19 protein-coding genes are annotated in these 17,924 nt (G+C 69.2%); 13 read left to right on the top strand and 6 right to left on the bottom strand.

What is annotated here, in order from left to right; all coding sequences use genetic code 11:
* The first annotated feature begins 42 nt into the window (after nt 1–42).
* Together HDC36_RS14895 and HDC36_RS14890 are read left to right on the top strand one after the other, a co-directional pair.
* A complete protein-coding gene (locus tag HDC36_RS14895; RefSeq protein ID WP_179568810.1) occupies nt 43–333 on the top strand; it encodes a DUF3247 family protein in 291 nt (96 codons plus the stop codon).
* A gap of 107 nt (nt 334–440) precedes the next feature.
* Nucleotides 441–1,772 carry a sorbosone dehydrogenase family protein gene (locus HDC36_RS14890; protein ID WP_179568808.1) on the top strand — a complete coding sequence of 444 codons (1,332 nt, stop codon included), beginning with the start codon at nt 441–443 and terminating at the stop codon, nt 1,770–1,772.
* A gap of 486 nt (nt 1,773–2,258) precedes the next feature.
* On the opposite strand, the gene HDC36_RS14885 is transcribed toward HDC36_RS14890, so the two are convergent.
* Complete coding sequence (locus tag HDC36_RS14885) at nt 2,259–2,522, bottom strand: hypothetical protein (RefSeq protein WP_179568806.1); 264 nt, start codon at nt 2,520–2,522, stop codon at nt 2,259–2,261.
* Nucleotides 2,523–2,664: 142 nt separating this feature from the next.
* Here HDC36_RS14885 and HDC36_RS14880 point away from each other — a divergent pair, with 142 nt between their 5' ends.
* Nucleotides 2,665–3,738: a class I SAM-dependent methyltransferase gene (locus tag HDC36_RS14880; RefSeq protein ID WP_179568804.1), complete on the top strand. Its 1,074-nt coding sequence runs from the start codon at nt 2,665–2,667 to the stop codon at nt 3,736–3,738.
* Nucleotides 3,735–4,436 (top strand): pseudouridine synthase, encoded by a 702-nt coding sequence (locus HDC36_RS14875; RefSeq protein WP_179568802.1) that lies wholly within the window; start codon nt 3,735–3,737, stop codon nt 4,434–4,436. Before HDC36_RS14880 ends, HDC36_RS14875 begins: the two co-directional genes overlap by 4 nt.
* Nucleotides 4,437–4,667: 231 nt before the next feature.
* On the opposite strand, the gene HDC36_RS14870 is transcribed toward HDC36_RS14875, so the two are convergent.
* A complete protein-coding gene (locus tag HDC36_RS14870) occupies nt 4,668–5,216 on the bottom strand; it encodes a DUF1415 domain-containing protein (RefSeq protein ID WP_179568800.1) in 549 nt (182 codons plus the stop codon).
* Nucleotides 5,217–5,288: 72 nt separating this feature from the next.
* Nucleotides 5,289–5,771 (bottom strand): YajQ family cyclic di-GMP-binding protein, encoded by a 483-nt coding sequence (locus tag HDC36_RS14865; RefSeq protein WP_179568798.1) that lies wholly within the window; start codon nt 5,769–5,771, stop codon nt 5,289–5,291.
* Nucleotides 5,772–5,963: 192 nt separating this feature from the next.
* Between HDC36_RS14865 and HDC36_RS14860 the strand changes: the two genes are divergently transcribed.
* The 5 genes from HDC36_RS14860 to HDC36_RS14840 all read left to right on the top strand — a co-directional run bounded on the left by HDC36_RS14860 (nt 5,964) and on the right by HDC36_RS14840 (nt 10,267).
* On the top strand, nt 5,964–6,860 hold the full coding sequence (locus tag HDC36_RS14860; protein WP_179568796.1) for a DMT family transporter: 897 nt from the start codon (nt 5,964–5,966) through the stop codon (nt 6,858–6,860).
* A 112-nt stretch (nt 6,861–6,972) separates the two neighbouring features.
* On the top strand, nt 6,973–7,980 hold the full coding sequence (locus HDC36_RS14855) for a methionine ABC transporter ATP-binding protein (RefSeq protein WP_179568794.1): 1,008 nt from the start codon (nt 6,973–6,975) through the stop codon (nt 7,978–7,980).
* Nucleotides 7,977–8,672, top strand: coding sequence for a methionine ABC transporter permease (locus HDC36_RS14850; RefSeq protein ID WP_179568792.1), 696 nt, complete (start codon nt 7,977–7,979; stop codon nt 8,670–8,672). Before HDC36_RS14855 ends, HDC36_RS14850 begins: the two co-directional genes overlap by 4 nt.
* Nucleotides 8,673–8,886: 214 nt before the next feature.
* Nucleotides 8,887–9,690 (top strand): MetQ/NlpA family ABC transporter substrate-binding protein, encoded by an 804-nt coding sequence (locus HDC36_RS14845; RefSeq protein ID WP_179568790.1) that lies wholly within the window; start codon nt 8,887–8,889, stop codon nt 9,688–9,690.
* A 13-nt stretch (nt 9,691–9,703) separates the two neighbouring features.
* The gene (locus tag HDC36_RS14840; protein WP_179568788.1) at nt 9,704–10,267 is read left to right on the top strand and encodes a DUF1453 domain-containing protein; all 564 of its coding nucleotides are present in this window, start codon (nt 9,704–9,706) and stop codon (nt 10,265–10,267) included.
* An 81-nt stretch (nt 10,268–10,348) separates the two neighbouring features.
* Here HDC36_RS14840 and HDC36_RS14835 read toward each other — a convergent pair whose 3' ends face one another.
* The gene (locus tag HDC36_RS14835; RefSeq protein ID WP_179568786.1) at nt 10,349–10,981 is read right to left on the bottom strand and encodes an OmpW family outer membrane protein; all 633 of its coding nucleotides are present in this window, start codon (nt 10,979–10,981) and stop codon (nt 10,349–10,351) included.
* 188 nt (nt 10,982–11,169) lie between these two features.
* On the opposite strand from HDC36_RS14835, the gene HDC36_RS14830 reads away from it, so the two are divergent.
* Nucleotides 11,170–11,703 carry a DNA-deoxyinosine glycosylase gene (locus HDC36_RS14830; RefSeq protein ID WP_179569430.1) on the top strand — a complete coding sequence of 178 codons (534 nt, stop codon included), beginning with the start codon at nt 11,170–11,172 and terminating at the stop codon, nt 11,701–11,703.
* Between the two features lie 11 nt (nt 11,704–11,714).
* Here the strand turns inward: HDC36_RS14830 and HDC36_RS14825 are convergent, their stop codons facing one another.
* Nucleotides 11,715–12,473, bottom strand: coding sequence for a hypothetical protein (locus HDC36_RS14825; RefSeq protein ID WP_179568784.1), 759 nt, complete (start codon nt 12,471–12,473; stop codon nt 11,715–11,717).
* A gap of 245 nt (nt 12,474–12,718) precedes the next feature.
* On the opposite strand from HDC36_RS14825, the gene aceF reads away from it, so the two are divergent.
* The 3 genes from aceF to HDC36_RS14810 all read left to right on the top strand — a co-directional run bounded on the left by aceF (nt 12,719) and on the right by HDC36_RS14810 (nt 16,782).
* On the top strand, nt 12,719–14,479 hold the full coding sequence (gene aceF, locus HDC36_RS14820) for a dihydrolipoyllysine-residue acetyltransferase (protein ID WP_179568782.1): 1,761 nt from the start codon (nt 12,719–12,721) through the stop codon (nt 14,477–14,479).
* 131 nt (nt 14,480–14,610) lie between these two features.
* Nucleotides 14,611–16,416, top strand: a complete 1,806-nt coding sequence (gene lpdA / locus HDC36_RS14815; protein ID WP_179568780.1) for a dihydrolipoyl dehydrogenase — start codon at nt 14,611–14,613, stop codon at nt 16,414–16,416.
* A 90-nt stretch (nt 16,417–16,506) separates the two neighbouring features.
* The gene (locus HDC36_RS14810) at nt 16,507–16,782 is read left to right on the top strand and encodes a hypothetical protein (protein WP_179568778.1); all 276 of its coding nucleotides are present in this window, start codon (nt 16,507–16,509) and stop codon (nt 16,780–16,782) included.
* 160 nt (nt 16,783–16,942) lie between these two features.
* Here the strand turns inward: HDC36_RS14810 and HDC36_RS14805 are convergent, their stop codons facing one another.
* Nucleotides 16,943–17,770: a hypothetical protein gene (locus HDC36_RS14805; RefSeq protein ID WP_179568776.1), complete on the bottom strand. Its 828-nt coding sequence runs from the start codon at nt 17,768–17,770 to the stop codon at nt 16,943–16,945.
* Nucleotides 17,771–17,924: the final 154 nt, after the last annotated feature.

The raw sequence follows: 17,924 nt of genomic DNA, 5'->3' as shown, positions 1-17,924 counted from the left end.
CATGGCCGCTAGCGTTCCCGGTTTCCCTCGCTGGAGAGGCGCATGAGCAAATACGCCGACGCGGTGCACACCGATCCGGAAACCATCGCCGCGCTGCAGGCATGGTTGCCGCACTTGCCGGAACAGGCGCAGGTCCTGGTGCTGCTGGACGACGGCACCCAGGTCAGCGGCACGGTCTCGGTGCGGCCCACCTTGCAGACCTTTCGCGACCACCACGAACACGAGGGCATCAACGGCGTGCTGCGGCTGGACGATCTGCTGGATCCTGCGCAGCAGCACTACATCTGGCTGGACCGGATCCGCGAAGTGCAGCCGTTGGCCCCCGCATCGTGACCGCGGTATGCCGGCGCGTCGCCGCAATTGACATCTATTTCACGTTTGCCGAGCGCGTGCTGTGCATCATCGGTGGTCCTGTCGCCACCCTGGAGAGTTGAGCAGCGATGCGCCTTCCCTCGTCCCCGGCCCGTTGGGCACTGTGTCTCCTGTCCGCTGCCGCGTTGAGCGCTTGTGGCGATACCGCCAAGCATTCCATCGAGGAGGGGATGGGGCCCGATCCGGTGTTGCCCGATCCGGTCAAGCGCATGATTCCCACGGTGAAGGTCGCCGAGGTCAAGCGCTGGGCCGATGGCGCCGCGCCGGTGCCGGCCGCCGGCCTGGCGGTGCAGGCCTTCGCCCGCGACCTGGACCACCCGCGCTGGCTGTACGTGCTGCCCAACGGCGACGTGCTGGTGGCCGAGACCGCCGCGCCGCCCGCGCCGGAAAAAGAGAGCAGCGGCCTGCGCGACAAGATCCAGGGCGCGATGATGGCCAAGGCCGGTTCCACCGTGCCCAGCGCCAACCGCATCACCTTGCTGCGCGACGCCGATGGCGACGGCGTGGCGGAGGTGCGCACGCAATTCCTCAAGGGGCTGTATTCGCCGTTCGGCATCGCCCTGGTCGGCGACCGCCTGTACGTCGCCAATGCCGACGCGCTGGTCAGTTTCCCGTACAAGGACGGCGACACCCAGATCAGCGCACCGCCGAGCTTCGTCGCCAACCTGCCGGGCGGCATCAACCATCACTGGACCAAGAGCCTGCTGGCCAGCCGCGACGGCAAGAAGCTGTATGTCGGCGTGGGGTCCAACAGCAACGTCGCCGAGAACGGCATGGACGCCGAGCTCAATCGTGCCGCGATCCTGGAAGTGGATGCGCAGAGCGGCGCCACCCGGGTGTTCGCCAGCGGCCTGCGCAATCCGGTGGGCCTGGCCTGGCAGCCCGGTGCGGACACGTTGTGGGTGGTGGTCAACGAGCGCGACGAGATCGGCAGCGATCTGGTGCCCGACTACCTGACTTCGGTGCGCGAAGGCGGCTTCTACGGCTGGCCGTACAGCTACTACGGCCAGCACGTGGACGAACGCGTGCAGCCGCAGAACGCGGAGATGGTGGCCAGCGCGATCAAGCCCGACTACGCGCTGGGCGCGCATACCGCCTCGCTGGGCCTGACCTTCTACGAAGGCGCGCTGCTGCCGCAGGCGTATCAGGGCGGTGCCTTCATCGGCCAGCACGGCTCCTGGAACCGCGATCCGCCGTCCGGGTACAAGGTGATCTATGTGCCCTTTGCCAACGGCAAGCCCAGCGGCAAGGCGCAGGACGTGCTGACCGGCTTCCTCGATGCCGAAGGCAAGGCCCAGGGCCGTCCGGTCGGGGTGGCGGTGGACAAGCCTGGCGCGTTGCTGGTGGCCGACGATGTCGGCAACGTGATCTGGCGGGTGACGCCGAAGGCCGGGCCGTAACCTGCGCTGGTCGGTGGCTGCGCCCGGCTCTCTTGCAGGGCCGGGCGCAGTGCCGAAAGCTCCCTCGCGCCACATCCCATCGTTGGCATGCCGGTAGCGACACGCGCTCTGTCTTTTATTGCGGACTCAGGATCGTCGCGACCATCGGCGCGCATGGCGTTGATGACCGATGTGTCTGTACTTCGGCAAAAGCAGGCGGCTTGTTGCGTTGGCTCAAGCTTGCCTGTGGCCATTCGCCGCAGCTGACCAGGCGGCGAGCCTCAGCGCGCAACTCCGCAGAGCTGTGAGTCGCCGTATCTTCATGCGGCGATTTGATTCCGATCGAAAGAACCGCCGATCGAATGTAGGAGCGACTTCAGTCGCGACGGGCTCTACCGATAAGGCCCGTCGCGACTGAAGTCGCTCCTACAAGTAACCGCATCTGGGTCGAAATACCCAGTCCTGGCAAGTCGCCGGAGCGAGCGATCCAGCGCGCTCCGCTTCGCCCTAATGCTCCACCGGCGCCGGCTCCACGCCGAAGCGGCGCGCATAGCCGCGCTCGCCGACCACGCGTTCCACCTCGGCATCGCCGAGTTCGGGCGCGGCATAGACCGCGTAGACCACGCTGCCGTCGTCGCGCTCGCCGCGCTGGTGCAGGCGGTAGCGCGGGCGTCCGGTGCCGGTGTTTTCCGGATAGTGCAGCGGCGGTTGGCTGCCTTCCAGATCCACTTCGCTGTTGTCGACGACGCCACCGATGAACACTGCGCGCATATGCCTCTCCATCTGTCGGGGTTCTTTGCAGCCTAGGCGCGCCAATGTTGCCGTTGCATCAATGATGTGTTCGTTTAGCGCAAAACCGGGCCGGCGCCGGGCTGCCGGTAGAATGCGCGCTCCCCGACCGATTCCGATCCCGATGCCGGCTCTGCAAGACGCTCCCCTCGACACCCTGTTCCTGCCCTTCGCCCAAGGCGCGCTGCGCTGGCCGGCCGGCAAGGTGCTGTTCCTGCGCGCGCGCGACGGCTGGGCGCTGCGCCAGCACGCGCAGCCGGCGCAGCTGGTCTGCGAGCAGGGCTACCGCCCGTTCGCTACCGCCCTGGAGCAGGGCGGCTGGCAGGTCCGCGCCGAGGATGCCGACGACCACGACGACGCCGGCGGCTATGCGCTGGTGCTGGTGCTGCCGCCGCGCCAGCGCGACGAGGCGCGGGCGCTGCTGGCGCGCGCGCTGGTGCTGGCCGCGCCGGGCGGGGTGGTGGTGGCGTGCCAGTCCAACAACGAGGGCGCCCGTTCCGGCGAGGACGACCTGCAGCAGCTGGCCGGCCTCGGCGGCAAGCTGACCAAGCACCACTGCCGGGTGTACTGGACCGCGCCGCTGCACGGCGGCCACGACGCCGCGCTGCAGCAGCGCTGGGCCAGGCTGGACGCGGCGCGGCCGATCCTGGACGGGCGCTTCCGCAGCCGCCCCGGCGTGTTCGCCTGGGACCGCATCGATCCGGCCTCGGCGCTGCTGGCCGAGCACCTGCCGGCCGACCTGACCGGCCGCGGCGCCGACCTGGGTGCCGGCTATGGCTACCTGTCGGCGGAATTGCTCGCGCGTTGCCCGAAGATCGCCGCATTGGACCTGTTCGAGGCCGATGCGCGCGCGCTGGCGCTGGCGCGATCGAACCTGGCGCAGGCGCCGGCCGCGGTGGAGATGGGCTACCACTGGCACGACGTGACCGCCGGGCTGCCGGCGCAGTACGACTTCATCGTCACCAATCCCCCGTTCCATGCGCCCGGGCGCATGGAGCGCCCAGACATCGGCCGCCGCTTCATCGCCGTGGCCGCGCAGGCGCTCAAGCCCGGCGGCAGGCTGTACCTGGTCGCGAACCGGCACCTGCCGTACGAGGCGGTGCTCGACGCCAGCTTCGGCGAGACCCGCGTGATCGCCACCCGCGACGGCTTCAAGTTGATCCTGGCGGTGCGCGCCCGCGCCACGGTGCGCCGGTGAAGCTGGTCAAGCACCTGGCCAACCTGGGCTACGGCAGCCGCAAGCAGGTCACCCTGATGTTCCGCGAAGGCCGCATCACCGATGCCGACGGCGAGGTGCTGTACGCCGACGACCGCGTCGAACATGCCGCGATCCGGGTCGACGGCGAGGCGCTGGACCCGCCGCCGGGGCTGATCCTGGCGCTGCACAAGCCGGTCGGCTACACCTGTTCGACCAAGGATCCGGGCCGCATCGTCTACGACCTGCTGCCGCCGCGCTTCCGCCTGCGCTCGCCGTTGCTGTCCACGGTCGGGCGGCTGGACCGCGACACCAGCGGCCTGCTGCTGATGACCGACGACGGCGCGCTGCTGCATCGCATCGTCTCGCCGAAATCGCAGCTGGCCAAGGTCTACGAAGCGACCCTGGCCGAGGACCTGCGCGGCGACGAGGCGGCGCAGTTCGCCAGCGGCACGCTGCTGCTGGACGGCGAGACCACGCCGCTGCTGCCGGTGCAACTGGAGGTGCTGGGCCCGCGTCAGGCGCGCATCACCCTGTACGAAGGCCGCTACCACCAGGCGCGGCGCATGTTCGCCGCGGTCGGCAACCACGTGGTGGCGCTGCACCGCAGCCGCATCGGCGGCTTTGCGCTGGAGGACGCATTGCCGGCGGGACGGTGGCGGGCGCTGGAGGCGGAGGATTTGCAGCGGGTATTCGGGTGAGGTGCCGGGGTTCGATAATCGGGATGCGGGATTCGGAAAAGCCGGCGTCCTTCCGCCTGGTGCAATGGCCACCCAGGTGCTTGAAGTGGACGAGGTGTTGTGGGAGCGACTTCAGTCGCGACGGGCTTGATCGGTAACGCCTGTCGCGACTGAAGTCGCTCCCACAACGATGGGTTCCCGCGATTGAGTGAAAGAGCTCGCAGCGATGCGGGACCGGGAATGATCCGCGCTTCACTCGAACAAGCGCTTCCAACCATCCAGGCCGAGCTTCTCCAACGTCTGCAGATTGCGCTCCACGATCACGTCCGCATCCGGGAACGCGGCCACCGCGCGTTCCACGCTGTCCTCGCGCAGCAGGTGCAGGGTGGGGAAGGGCGCGCGGTTGGTGTAGTTGCCGATGTCGTCCGGCGCGGTGCCGGCGAACTGGTAGTGCGGATGGAAGCTGGCCACCTGCAGGATGCCGTGCAGGTCCAGCGCGTCCACCGCGGCGTCGGCGTTGTCCAGGAAATCGTTGTAGTCCAGGAAATCGCCCAGCACCTGCGGGTGCACGATCAACGTCGTGTCGACCTGCTCGGCCGGCGTGTCGCGCAGCAACAGCAGTTCCTCGCTCAACTCTTCCAGCAAGGCCTCGGGCGTGGTCGCGTCGCTGAGCACGTAGCGGATCTGCTGCTTGACGTGCACCGCCTTGGCGAACGGGCACAGGTTCAGGCCGATCACCGCGCGTTCCAGCCATTGCCGGGTCAGCGCGATCGGGTCAACGGTGGGGTCGAGGTCGTTCAAGGCGATTCCGGCGGGCGAGGGCGGGCGGCGATCGGGCGGGGCGGATGCGGCGCGCATGGCGCCGCCCGCGGCTCAGTCGCGGAAATTCTCGAACTGCAGCGGCAGTTCGAAGTCGCTCTTCTTCAGCAGCGCCATCACGTCCTGCAGGTCGTCGCGCTTCTTGCCGCTGATGCGCAGCTTGTCGCCGTTGATCTGCGCTTCCACCTTGAGCTTGGCGTCCTTGATCGTGGCGACGATCTTCTTGGCCAGCTTCTGCTCGATGCCCTGCTTGACCGTGACCTTCTGCCGCGCGCCGGCCAGGTTGGTCTCCACGTCGCCGAATTCCAGGCAGCGCACGTCGATGCCGCGCGCGATCAGCCGCGCGCGCAGAATGTCGGTCATCTGCTTGACCTGGAAGTCGCTGGGCGCGGCCTGGTTAATAACCTGGTCGTCGAGCTCGAAGCTGGCCTCCACGCCCTTGAAATCGAAACGGGTCGACAGCTCGCGGTTCGCCTGGTCGATGGCATTGGTCAGTTCGTGCTTGTCGATTTCGGAGACGACGTCGAAGGAAGGCATGGCAGGTCCTCGGGAAAGACCCCCTATCCTACCGATCTCGCTGCAGCGCCGCTGCCCGCCGCCGCGATCGGCAGTTCGGCGCGATGCGCCGCAGCGCGGCAGCGGTGCGCGCCCGGCGTCAGCGCAGCCGCTGCCACGACGTGACCGTCTGCACGGGTGGGCGGGGCGCCCGATCGCGGCGATAATCCGCGCATGCCCAGCTCACGTTCCAATACCGCGGCCGCCGCCTGGATGATCGCGGCGGTCGCCTGCTTCGCGCTGATGGATGCGGCGATGAAGCTGCTGACCGCGCACTATCCGGCGCTGCAGGTGGCCACGCTGCGCGGCGGCGCCTCGCTGCCGTTCGTGCTGCTGTGGGTGCTGGCCACCGCCGGCCCGCGTTCGATCGTGCCGGTGCGCTGGGGCCTGCACCTGCTGCGCGGCGTGCTCGGCATCGCGATGATCGGCTGCTTCGCCTGGGCGCTGCGCAGCCTGCCGCTGTCCACCGCCTACACCATCTACTTCGTCGCGCCGCTGCTGGTGACGGCGTTGTCGGTGCCGCTGCTGGGCGAACACGTCGGCCCGCGGCGCTGGGCCGCGATCGGCATCGGCCTGGTCGGCGTGCTGGTGGTGCTGCGCCCGGGCGTGGGCGGCTTCGTCTCGCTGCCGGGGCTGATGGTGCTGCTGGCGGCCACCGCCTACGCGCTCGCGGCGGTGCTGGTCAGCCTGCTGGCGCGCACCGAGACGCCGCAATCGCTGGTGGTCTGGTTCCTGCTGATCATGGCGCTCGGCGCCGGCGCGCTGGCGTGGCCGGCCTGGATCCCGCTGCGCCTGGCCGATGCCGGCTGGATCGCCACGCTCGGCCTGGCCGGCGCGCTGGGGCAGGTAGCCTTGACCCAGGCGTTCCGCCGCGGCGACGCCTCGCTGATCGCGCCGCTGGAGTACAGCGGCCTGATCTGGGTGATCCCGTGGGACTGGCTGCTGTGGCGCAAGCTGCCCGACGCCTGGACCTGGGTGGGCGCGGCGATCATCGTCGCCAGTGGCCTGTACCTGCTGCACCGCGAGCGGGTCCGCGCCACTGTGCGGCCGCCGCCGCTGGCGCATCCCTAGCCCTTTGCCGTTGCCGGCGGCGTTCCGGGCGCAAGCGTTAGAATCGAATGGAATAACGCCTGCAGGCCTGGCCTGCTAGGCTTTGCGCCCCCTTCGCTGCCGGCCCCGCGCGGTGATCCAGTTCGAGCACCTGCACAAGTCCTACTCCGTCGCCGGCCAATCGGTCGTGGCGCTGCATCCGCTCGACCTGGAGATCCGGGCCGGCGAGGTGTTCGGCATCATCGGCCATTCCGGCGCCGGCAAGTCCACGCTGATCCGGCTGATCAACCGGCTCGAGGAGCCCAGCGGCGGGCGCCTGCTGATCGACGGCGAGGACGTCACCGCGCTGGACCGTGCCGGGCTGCGCACGCTGCGCCGGCGCATCGGCATGATCTTCCAGCACTTCAACCTGCTGTCCTCGCGCACGGTGGCCGGCAACGTCGCCTTCCCGCTGGAACTGGCCGGCACCGCGCGCGCGCAGATCGACGCGCGGGTGGCCGAACTGCTGGCCCGGGTCGGCCTGGCCGAGCACGCCAACAAGTATCCGGCGCAGCTGTCGGGCGGGCAGAAGCAGCGCGTCGGCATCGCCCGCGCGCTGGCCACCGGGCCGCAGATCCTGCTGTGCGACGAGGCCACCAGCGCGCTGGATCCGCAGACCACCGCCTCGGTGCTGAGCCTGCTGGCGCAGATCAATCGCGAGCTGGGCCTGACCATCGTGCTGATCACCCATGAGATGGAAGTGATCCGCCGCGTCTGCGACCGCGTGGCGGTGCTCGATGCCGGGCATCTGGTCGAGAGCGGGCCGGTCACCGAGGTGTTCCTGCACCCGCGCCATCCGACCACGCGCCGCTTCGTGTCCGAGGCCGAACACGTGGACGAGGGCGAACTGCATCGCGACTTCACCGCGGTGGCCGGGCGCATCGTGCGCCTGACCTTCCTCGGCGGCGACACCTACGCCCCGCTGCTCGGACGCATCGCGCGCGAGACCGCGGTTGACTACAACATCCTGTCCGGGCGCATCGACCGGATCAAGGACACCCCGTACGGCCAGCTGACCGTGGCCCTGGTCGGCGGCGACCTGGACGCGGCGCAGGCCGGGTTCGTCGCCGCCGGCGTGCATGTCGAGGAACTGCGCCGATGATCCCGTTCGCGACCGCCGCCACTGGCTTCTTCCGCAATCTCGACGCGGGCAAATGGGCCGAGATCGGCCGCGCCACGCTGGACACGCTGCTGATGCTCGGCGGCTCGTTGCCGCTGACCCTGCTGATCGGCCTGCCGCTGGGCGTGCTGCTGTTCCTGACCGGCCCGCGCCAGACCCACCAGCGGCCGCTGCTGTACGGCACGCTGGCGCTGGCGATCAACGTGCTGCGCTCGGTGCCCTTCATCATCCTGATGATCGCGATGATCCCGTTGACGCTGTGGGCGATGGGCACCTCGCTGGGCGTGCGCGGCGCGATCCTGCCGCTGGTGGTGGGCGCGGCGCCGTTCTATGCGCGGCTGGTGGAAACGGCGCTGCGCGAAGTGGACCGTGGCGTGGTCGAAGCCAGCCTGGCGATGGGCGCGACCACCTGGCAACTGGTCACGCGGGTGCTGTTGCCCGAGGCGCGGCCGGGGCTGATCGCCGGCGCCACGGTGACCACCATCGCCCTGATCGGCTTCACCGCGATGGGCGGCGCGATCGGTTCCGGCGGGCTCGGCGACCTGGCCTATCGCGACGGCTACCAACGCTCGCACGCCGACGTGGCGCTGATCACCGTGGCGGTGCTGCTGTTGCTGGTGCAGGGGCTGCAGATGCTCGGCGATCGGCTGGTCGCGCATTACAGCCGGCGCTGAGTACCACGCGTTTGCCCGGATCGCGCTTGTGTCCTATGTCTTCTGTAGGAGCGGCTTCAGCCGCGACCGGGTCTATCGGTGAAGCGGTCGCGGCTGAAGCCACTCCTACAGAAAAGCCAGGCAGCCTTTTCTCCGCGCGCAGCGGCTGGGTCTGCTAGCTTGCCCGCATGGCGGCCTGGCCGCTCCTCTTCCCCACGTTTCCGGATTCCCGCCCATGACCAAACTCCCGCTTCGTCTGCTGCTCGGCGCCGCCGTGCTCGCCCTGGCCGCCTGCGGCAAGTCCACCTCCGCGACCGACACTGCGCGGCTCAGCGTCGCCGCCACCGCGGTGCCGCATGCGGAGATCCTCGAGGTGGTCAAGCCGCTGCTGGAGAAACAGGGCGTGACCCTGGACGTGCGCGTGTTCAACGACTACGTGCAGCCAAACGACCAGGTGGTGCAGAAGCAGATCGACGTGAACTACTTCCAGACCGAGCCGTACCTGGATGCCTACAACCGCGATCGCAAGAGCGATCTGGTCACCGTGATCGGCGTGCACATCGAGCCGTTCGGCGCCTATTCGCGCCGCTTCAAGTCGCTGGCCGAGCTGCCGCAGGGCGCCGACGTGGTGATTCCCAACGATCCCAGCAACAACAGCCGCGCGCTGATCCTGCTCGACAAGGCCGGGGTCATCAAGCTCAAGGATCCGGGCAATGCGCTGTCCACCCAGCGCGACATCGTCGCCAACCCGAAGCAGCTGAAATTCCGCGAGCTGGATTCGGCGATGCTGCCGCGGGTGCTGGACCAGGTCGACCTGGCGCTGATCAACACCAACTACGCGCTCGACGCCGGGCTCAATCCCACCCGCGACGCGCTGGCGATCGAGAGCAAGGACTCGCCGTACGTGAACTTCCTGGTCGCGCGCGCCGACAACAAGGACGATCCGCGCGTGCAGAAGCTGGCCAAGGCGCTGACCAGCCCCGAGGTCAAGGCCTTCATCGAGCGCAAGTACCAGGGCGCGGTCCTACCGGCGTTCTGAGCGGAGCCCGCGCATGCCGCTGTTGCTGGCCATTCCCCTGGCGATCGTGATCGCGCTGGCAGTGACCGCGGTGCTGTTGCCGTTGTCGCTGCTGCAGCGTTTCCGCTACGGCACCTCGCGGCGCCAGGCGCGGGCGTGGCTGGCCAGCGTGCAGTTCTGGTCGGCGCTGGTGTCGAGCCTCGTGTTGCTGGGCTTCGCGCTGATCGCCGCGCACTGGTGGCCCGATGCGGCGATGTATGCCTGCATCGGCTGGGTGGCAGGCCTGGGGCTGGGCGCGCTGGGCATCTGGTTGAGCCGGTTCGAACCGCTGCCGCAGGGCCTGTACTACACGCCGAACCTGTGGCTGGTGCTGGCGTTGACGCTGCTGGTGGTGGCGCGCATCGGCGCCGGTCTGCTGCAGGGCTGGCGCAGCATGAGCGAAGGCGCGGCATGGCCGGCGCAGGGCTGGATGAGCCACGCCAGCCTGCTTGCGGCGGCGGCGCTGTTGCTCGGCTACGCGTGCGCGTATGCGTGGCTGTTGCGGCGCAAGGTGCGCCATTTCGATCGCTATCGCGGCTACGACCGTTCGCCGCGCTGAGCCGCGCGCGCGCAGATGCGTGAAGCCACAAAAACAAACGGGCCCGAAGGCCCGTTTGCATGTGACGCGGAGCAGGCGTGCTTAGAAGCGCGCGCCGACGCCGAAGCTGACCAGCCACGGATCCAGCTTCAGGTCCTGGCCGGTGCCGCTGCCGGCGACCTGCACTTCCGGACGCGAATGCATGTAGCGAGCATCGGCGCGGGCGAACCACGTCGAGTTGATGTTCATGTCCACGCCGACGGTGCCGATCGCACCCTTGGCGGTGTCCAGGCCGACGTGCTGGCCGCTGGCCGACAGGCCGTCGATCTTCTCGTTGCTGAAGTTGGACTCGTAGTAACCGACGCCGACGAACGGACGGAACACGTTGTCCGCCTGGCCGAAGTGATACTGGCCGCTCAGCGCGATCGGCTGCTGCTCGACGGTGCCGACCTTGCCCACGCCGCTGGCGCTGACGCGGTGGTTGAACTTGTCGGCGGCGCCCCACAGTTCGACGGCCCAGTTGTCGTTGATCAGCCAGCTGGCGCTGATGGTCGGGGCCGGGCCGCCGTCGACGTCCAGGCCGTTGGCCGGCTTGGAATGGGGGTCGAGCAGGGTCGCGCTGCCGACGACGGCGAAGCGCTTGCCGGATGCGGTGTCGCCGTCCTGCGCAAATGCGGCAGGCGCGAACGCAAGGGCGGAAACGACAGCCAGGCTCAGGATTTGAATGGACCGCATGGGAATCTCCTCAATCTTTTTTTTGTGGGGCCACAGGAGTGGGCGCGCACACCGTATCGATGAGAAGATGAATCGACGCCGACCTCGGCCGAGCGGATGCAGGCATCGTTCAGACACCGGCGTTGGATGCTTGAAATAACGAGGTTTTAAGACTTGGCGATGTTCACCCAGATGCGCGCGACGTGACGATGCAGGACGTGTTGCAGGGCCTGCCTGCGCAGATTCGCGACGATTGCCGGGTGCTGATTCTCGGCTCGATGCCCGGCGCGATGTCGCTGCAGCACGCGCGCTACTACGCGCATCCGCGCAATCGCCTGTGGCCGTTGCTGGGCGCGCTGTGCGGCTTCGATCCGCAACTGGACTACGCCGCGCGGTTGCAGGCGATGCAGGCCTGCGGCGCGGGCCTGTGGGACGTGATCGGCCAGTGCCGGCGCAGCGGCAGCCTGGATGCGGCGATCGTGCGCGGCAGCGAAGTGCCCAATCCCTTGCCCGCGCGCATCGCGCAGTTGCCGCAGTTGCGCGCGATCGCCTGCAACGGCGCCGCGGCGGCGCAGGCGTTCGCGCGTTTCGTGCAGCCGCAGCTGGCGCCGCGCGAACCGCCGCTGACGGTGCTGGCGCTGCCCTCGACCAGCCCGGCCAACGCCGCGTTCTCGCTGCCGCGGTTGCAGCAGGCCTGGGCGCCGCTGCAGGTCTGGCTCGCGCCGCCGTCGGCGGCGCGCTAGCGGAGGACCACTCAGTGCAGCGCGCGTCGCGCCGGCGCGCGCAGCCGTAGCCACAGGGTCTGCATCAGCAACACCGCAGCCAGCGCCAACGCCACCCACGCCGCGCTGCGTGCGCCGTCCAGGCCGCTGCCGGCCTGCTTGACGTAGACCGCGGCCAGCGCCCACAGCGCCGCCGCGACATAGGCCAGGTTGCCGCGCATCGCCCGGTTCAGGCCGAGCAGCAGCGCACCGGCCAGCGCGAACAGCACCAGGCTCCACGGCAGCATGTGTTCGGTGGACAGCCAGCGGTAGGCGACGATCACCTGTGCGGTGTTGAGGAAGGCGGCCAGCGACAGCCAGCCGGCGTGCAGCGACAGCGGCAGCCAGGCCCACAGCGCCTGCCACGGCTCGGCGCGCGGATCGCGCGACAGGCGCAGCGCGGCCAGCGCCAGGCACGCCAGCGCCGCCCAGATCACCGCCAGCGCCAGCAGGAAATGCTGCTGCGAGAACACCGGCATCCACAGCGCGGTCAGGCCGAAGCCCAGCGCCGCCGGCAGCCGCACCTGCGCCAGCGCGCTGTCGCGCCGGCGCCGCGGCGACAGCTGCCACAGGCCGAAGGCCAGGTCGAGCAGGAAGATCGGGCCCCAGATCGCGAACGCGTAGCCGGCGGCGACGATCAGGGTCGGGTAGCGGTCGGAGATCGCGCCGTTGGTCGGGCCGAACGCGCCGCGTTGCGAGAACCAGGCGACCAGCGGCATCGCCAACGACATCAACAGCACGAACGCACGCATGGCGGCACTCCGATCGGGGTGCGGCGCATGCTAGGCGCCTGCCCGTGAAGGCGGCGCGCCGCGCGTGGCGGCGATGACCGCGGGACAATGCGCAGGCGTACAGTCCGCCGCGAACGCCGCAGACACGCGCTTCCCGGTGCCACGGCGCGCCCGCTGCGGGTTTTTTTGCCCGGCAAAGGTTGGCGCTGCGGCTGCGGGCCGCCACAATAGGGGTTTCCCCCTCATTAGTTGCCGGAGTTGCCCGCATGGCCGAAATCAAGGAAGCACTTGTCCCCGATATCGGTGACTACAGCGACGTCCCGGTAATCGAAGTGCTGGTGGCGGTCGGCGACACGGTGAAGAAGGACCAGAGCCTGGTCACCCTGGAGTCGGACAAGGCGACGATGGAAGTGCCGTCGCCGTTCGCCGGCGTGGTCAAGGAGCTGAAGGTCAAGATCGGCGACAGCCTGTCCGAAGGCAAGCTGGTGGCCTTGATCGAAGTGGCCGAGGACGGCGCCAGTGCCGCCGCACCGGCTCCGGCGGCGGCCAAGGCCGCGCCAGCGCCGGCCAAGCAGGAGCCGGCGCCGGCCGCGCAGCAGGCGACCAAGCCGGTCCCGGCAGGGAATGCCGGCGGCGGCATCGTCGAGGCGCGCGTGCCGGACATCGGCGACTACAGCGACGTGCCGGTCATCGAAGTGCTGGTCGCGGTCGGCGACACCGTGGCCAAGGACCAGAGCCTGGTCACCCTGGAATCGGACAAGGCGACGATGGAAGTGCCTTCGTCGGTGGCCGGCGTGGTCAAGGAACTGAAGGTCAAGGTCGGCGACAGCCTGTCCGAGGGCAAGGTCGTGGCGCTGATCGAAGTGGCCGGCGCCAATGCCGACGCGCCGGCGGCAGGCGCGATCCAGCCCAGCGCCGAGACCGGCGGCGGGGTGGAGCCGGTGCCGGCCTCGGCCGCGCCGGACAAGCTCGCGCAGCGCGAGATCGCCCAGGTGCAGGGCTCGGCGCCGACCAAGGCGGGCGCGTCCGCGCCGTCGGCCGGCACCCCGAGCAGCCCGCCGGTGGAGTTCAACGCCGACAGCGTGCTGCCGCAGAAGGTTCCCTACGCCAGCCCGGCGGTGCGCGTGTTCGCCCGCGAACTGGGCGTGGACCTGTTCCAGGTCAGCGGCACCGAGCACGGCGGCCGCATCACCAAGGACGACGTGCAGCGCTACGTCAAGGCCGCGCTGGCGGGCGGCGTGCCGGCCGCAGCGGCTGGCGGCGCGCCGTCGGCCGGCGGCGGCAACGGCCTGAACCTGCTGCCGTGGCCCAAGGTCGATTTCGCCAAGTTCGGCGAGGTCGAGGTCAAGCCGCTGTCGCGGATCAAGAAGATCTCCGGCGCCAACCTGGCGCGCAACTGGGCGATGATCCCGCACGTCACCCAGTTCGAGCAGGCCGACATCACCGACCTGGAAGCTCTGCGCGTGGCGTTGAACAAGGAGAACGAGAAGGCCGGCATCAAGCTGACCATGCTCGCCTTCCTGCTCAAGGCCAGCGCCGCGGCGCTGAAGCAGTTCCCCGACTTCAACGCCTCGCTGGATGCGGCCGGCGAGAACCTGACCCTGAAGAAGTACTTCCACATCGGTTTCGCCGCCGACACCCCGAACGGGCTGGTGGTGCCGGTGATCCGCGACGTGGACAAGAAGGGCGTGGTCGAGCTGGCGCGCGAGAGCGGCGAACTGGCCAAGAAGGCGCGCGACGGCAAGCTCGGCCCGGCCGAGATGAGCGGCGGCTGCTTCTCGATCAGCTCGCTCGGCGGCATCGGCGGCACCGCGTTCACCCCGATCGTCAATGCGCCGGAAGTGGCGATCCTGGGCGTGTCCAAGTCGGCGATCCAGCCGGTGTGGAACGGCAAGGAATTCGCGCCCAAGCTGATGTTGCCGCTGTCGCTGAGCTACGACCACCGGGTCATCGACGGCGCTGCGGCGGCGCGCTTCACCACCTACCTGAGCCAGGTGCTGGCGGACATGCGCCGCGTGCTGCTGTAAGTCCTGCCGCAACGGCGCCGCGCCCGGCGCGGCCCGTGTTTCCCCCACCCGCGTGCGCCGCGTCCATCGCGGCGCCGCCGTAGAACTGCAATCGCCCGCCGGCGCGCCGGCCGGGCCACAGGAGAAGCTGCATGGCGGTCATTGAGGTCAAGGTCCCGGATATCGGCGACTACAGCGAGGTTCCGGTCATCGAAGTGTTGGTCGCGGTCGGCGACACGGTGAAGAAGGATCAGGGCCTGCTGACCCTGGAGTCGGACAAGGCCACGCTGGAAGTGCCGTCGGCGGAGGCCGGCGTGATCAAGGAGCTGAAGGTCAAGCTCGGCGACGTCCTGTCCGAGGGCGCGGTGATCGCGCTGCTGGAAACCGAGGACGCCGGCGCCGCGCCGGCCGCCGCGCCCGCGCCGGCCAAGGCCGAGGCGCCGGCCAGCAAGCCGCCGGTGGCGCCGTCGCATCGCGCCCCGGCCGAGCCGCCGGCGCCCAAGCCGGCGCTGGCCAGCGGCAAGCCGGCCGACATCGAATGCAAGATGGTGGTGCTCGGCGCCGGCCCCGGCGGCTACACCGCCGCGTTCCGCGCCGCCGACCTGGGCCTGGACACGGTGCTGATCGAGCGCTACGCCAGCCTCGGCGGCGTCTGCCTCAACGTCGGCTGCATTCCGTCCAAGGCGCTGCTGCACGCGGCCGCGGTGATCGACGAGGTGGCCCATGCCGGCGACTTCGGCGTGACCTTCAGCGCGCCCAAGATCGCCCTGGACAAGCTGCGCGCGTACAAGGAAAACGTGGTCGGCAAGCTCACCGGCGGCCTGGCCAGCATGGCCAAGCAGCGCAAGGTGCGCACCGTCACCGGCGTGGCGTCGTTCGTGTCGCCCAACGAGCTGGAGATCGTCGGCGCCGACGGCAAGACCCAGTTGCTGCGTTTCGAGCAGTGCATCATCGCCGCCGGTTCGCAGGCGGTGAAGCTGCCCAACTTCCCGTGGGACGACAAGCGGGTCATGGACTCCACCGACGCGCTGGAACTGCAGGAGATCCCCAAGACCCTGCTGGTGGTCGGCGGCGGCATCATCGGCCTGGAAATGGCCACCGTGTACAGCGCGCTGGGCAGCAAGGTCACCGTGGTCGAGTTCATGGACCAGCTGATGCCGGGCGCCGACAAGGACCTGGTCAAGCCGCTGGCCGACCGGCTGAAGAAGCAGGGCGTGGAGGTCTACCTGAAGACCAAGGCCACCGAGGTCAAGGCCGACAAGAAGGGCATCACCGTGTCGTTCGAGGCCGCGGCCGAAGGCGAGCAGCCGGCGCTGGGCGCGACCAGCTACGACCGCGTGCTGGTCGCGGTGGGCCGTTCGCCGAACGGCAAGAAGATCGGCGCGGAGAAGGCCGGGGTGAACGTCACCGAGCGCGGCTTCATCCCGGTCGACCGGCAGATGCGCAGCAACGTGCCGCACATCTTCGCCATCGGCGACATCGTCGGCAATCCGATGCTGGCGCACAAGGCCACCCACGAGGGCAAGCTGGCCGCGGAAGTGGCGGCGGGCGAGAAGAAGGAGTGGGTGGCGCGGGTGATCCCGTCGGTGGCCTACACCAACCCGGAAATCGCCTGGGTCGGCGTCACCGAGACCGAGGCCAAGGCCAAGGGCCTGAAGGTCGGCGTGGCCAAGTTCCCGTGGGCGGCCAGCGGCCGCGCCATCGGCATCGGCCGCACCGAGGGCTTCACCAAGCTGATCTTCGACGAGGACACGCACCGCATCGTCGGCGGCGCCATCGTCGGCGTGCATGCCGGCGACCTGCTGGCCGAGATCGGCCTGGCGATCGAGATGGGCGCGGAGGCCGAGGACATCGGCCACACCATCCACGCGCATCCGACCCTGAGCGAGTCGGTCGGCATGGCCGCCGAGGTCTACGACGGCACCATTACCGACCTGTACATCCCGAAGAAGAAGTAAGCGGCTGGCGCACGCGCGACGCCGACGACGCCCCGTTCGCGGGGCGTCGTCCTGTCTGCGCGGCACCGCGCCGCGATTGCGGAGAATGCGATGCACACGCAGTCGTTGTGTTCCGAACTGCAGGCGCTGCTGGAGCGCGAGCTGGGCCAGGGCAACCGCATGCAGGAGCCGCCGCATCGGACCGACTGGCCCGAGTCCGGCTCGGTGTTCGTGGCCTTGCGGCACGATCTGCGCAGCGCCGTGGGCAGCCTGCCCGCGGCGGTACGCCATTCGGTGTGCCGCGATCCGCACTACGGTTGGCACGACGAGTGCTACTGCGAGATTCACCGGCACCTGCTGGTGGCGGGCGTGACCAAGCCGCCGTGAGCGGTGTCCGCCGCACCCGCGCCGGCATCGCCGTCCAGGCCACCGCAGGATTCGACTGCCTGCCAACCGGCCCCATAAACGACAAACCCCCGCATCGCTGCGGGGGTTTGCGTTGAAGCTCTTTGCGAGTCCCGAGTCCCGAGTCCGAGTCCCGAAGGAATCAGAACGCGAAGGTCACACCGGCCACCGGGCCCTTGAACTCCTGCTTCAGGCCGACATTGGTCAGCGAGGCGGAGTTGGAGTCGGTCTCGCGGTCCACGTCCAGCTTGAACCAGTCGTAGCCGGCGAAGATGCCGAAGTTCTTGGTGAAGCGGTACTCGGCGATGGCATTGGCGCGGCTCAGGTCGCCGTCGTACTTGCCGAAATCGCCCCACTTGGTGTTGACGTACTGGCCCTGCACGCTGAACAGCCAATGCTCGTTCGGCTGCGCGGTGAAGCGCAGGCCGACCACCGGCGCGGCGCCGTCTTCGCTCTCGTCGATGAAGGTGCCCGAATACAGGTCGCCCAGGTCGGCGTAGGCATTGGCCTGGACCTTGGCCCACTCGGCGCCGATCTGCAGGCCCATGCTGAACTGCGGGGTGTCGATCACCGAGTAGTCGTACACCAGGCTGGCCACCTGGTACTTCATCTCGCCCTTGACGAAGCTGCCGGCCGGCACGGTGACGCCGTCGTAGCTGAGGTTCTCGCCCAGTTCCTCGCGGCGGTCCTTGTCGTACTTGAAGTAGTCGAAGATCAGGCGCTGGCGGGTGCTGATGCGGAACACGCCGTCCACGCGCGGCTCCCATTCCTTGCCGCCGAAGTCGAAGTCCTGCGAACCGGAGATCTCGTTGCCGGCGATGGTGGTGTTGCCGCGCAGGGTGTTGTCGTTGTCCACGTTCATCGCGCCGAGGCGGATGGTGAAGCGGTCGTCGGTGTCTGCGGCGTGGGCGGGAAGGGCGTAGGCGGCGGCGAGCGCGCACGGCAACGCAAGGGCGAGCAAATGTTTCATAGGGGGCGAAGCTCCGTCATCTGGGGATGGATGCGCCGATGGCGAGCGCCACCGCGTGCCGCAACTATCCTTAAAACCGTGTCCACCATCCGTGAAGGTATGGAGGTGGCATCGGTCACGGAATCGCAGGCAAAAAGAAGAGCCCCGGTCGCCC

Source organism: Xanthomonas sp. JAI131, assembly GCF_013410075.1.
Classification (GTDB): domain Bacteria; phylum Pseudomonadota; class Gammaproteobacteria; order Xanthomonadales; family Xanthomonadaceae; genus Xanthomonas_A; species Xanthomonas_A bonasiae.
This window is presented reverse-complemented; position numbering and strand designations above follow the sequence as displayed.

Excerpts from the sequence above, each read along its gene's own strand:
- aceF (WP_179568782.1), top strand. The coding sequence starts at position 12,719 with ATGGCCGAAATCAAGGAAGCACTTGTCCCCGATATCGGTGACTACAGC.
- HDC36_RS14865 (WP_179568798.1), bottom strand. The coding sequence starts at position 5,771 with ATGCCTTCCTTCGACGTCGTCTCCGAAATCGACAAGCACGAACTGACC.
- HDC36_RS14835 (WP_179568786.1), bottom strand. The coding sequence starts at position 10,981 with ATGCGGTCCATTCAAATCCTGAGCCTGGCTGTCGTTTCCGCCCTTGCG.
- HDC36_RS14880 (WP_179568804.1), top strand. The coding sequence starts at position 2,665 with ATGCCGGCTCTGCAAGACGCTCCCCTCGACACCCTGTTCCTGCCCTTC.
- HDC36_RS14830 (WP_179569430.1), top strand. The coding sequence starts at position 11,170 with ATGCAGGACGTGTTGCAGGGCCTGCCTGCGCAGATTCGCGACGATTGC.
- HDC36_RS14825 (WP_179568784.1), bottom strand. The coding sequence starts at position 12,473 with ATGCGTGCGTTCGTGCTGTTGATGTCGTTGGCGATGCCGCTGGTCGCC.
- HDC36_RS14840 (WP_179568788.1), top strand. The coding sequence starts at position 9,704 with ATGCCGCTGTTGCTGGCCATTCCCCTGGCGATCGTGATCGCGCTGGCA.
- HDC36_RS14810 (WP_179568778.1), top strand. The coding sequence starts at position 16,507 with ATGCACACGCAGTCGTTGTGTTCCGAACTGCAGGCGCTGCTGGAGCGC.
- HDC36_RS14845 (WP_179568790.1), top strand. The coding sequence starts at position 8,887 with ATGACCAAACTCCCGCTTCGTCTGCTGCTCGGCGCCGCCGTGCTCGCC.
- HDC36_RS14805 (WP_179568776.1), bottom strand. The coding sequence starts at position 17,770 with ATGAAACATTTGCTCGCCCTTGCGTTGCCGTGCGCGCTCGCCGCCGCC.
- lpdA (WP_179568780.1), top strand. The coding sequence starts at position 14,611 with ATGGCGGTCATTGAGGTCAAGGTCCCGGATATCGGCGACTACAGCGAG.
- HDC36_RS14860 (WP_179568796.1), top strand. The coding sequence starts at position 5,964 with ATGCCCAGCTCACGTTCCAATACCGCGGCCGCCGCCTGGATGATCGCG.
- HDC36_RS14850 (WP_179568792.1), top strand. The coding sequence starts at position 7,977 with ATGATCCCGTTCGCGACCGCCGCCACTGGCTTCTTCCGCAATCTCGAC.
- HDC36_RS14885 (WP_179568806.1), bottom strand. The coding sequence starts at position 2,522 with ATGCGCGCAGTGTTCATCGGTGGCGTCGTCGACAACAGCGAAGTGGAT.
- HDC36_RS14890 (WP_179568808.1), top strand. The coding sequence starts at position 441 with ATGCGCCTTCCCTCGTCCCCGGCCCGTTGGGCACTGTGTCTCCTGTCC.
- HDC36_RS14895 (WP_179568810.1), top strand. The coding sequence starts at position 43 with ATGAGCAAATACGCCGACGCGGTGCACACCGATCCGGAAACCATCGCC.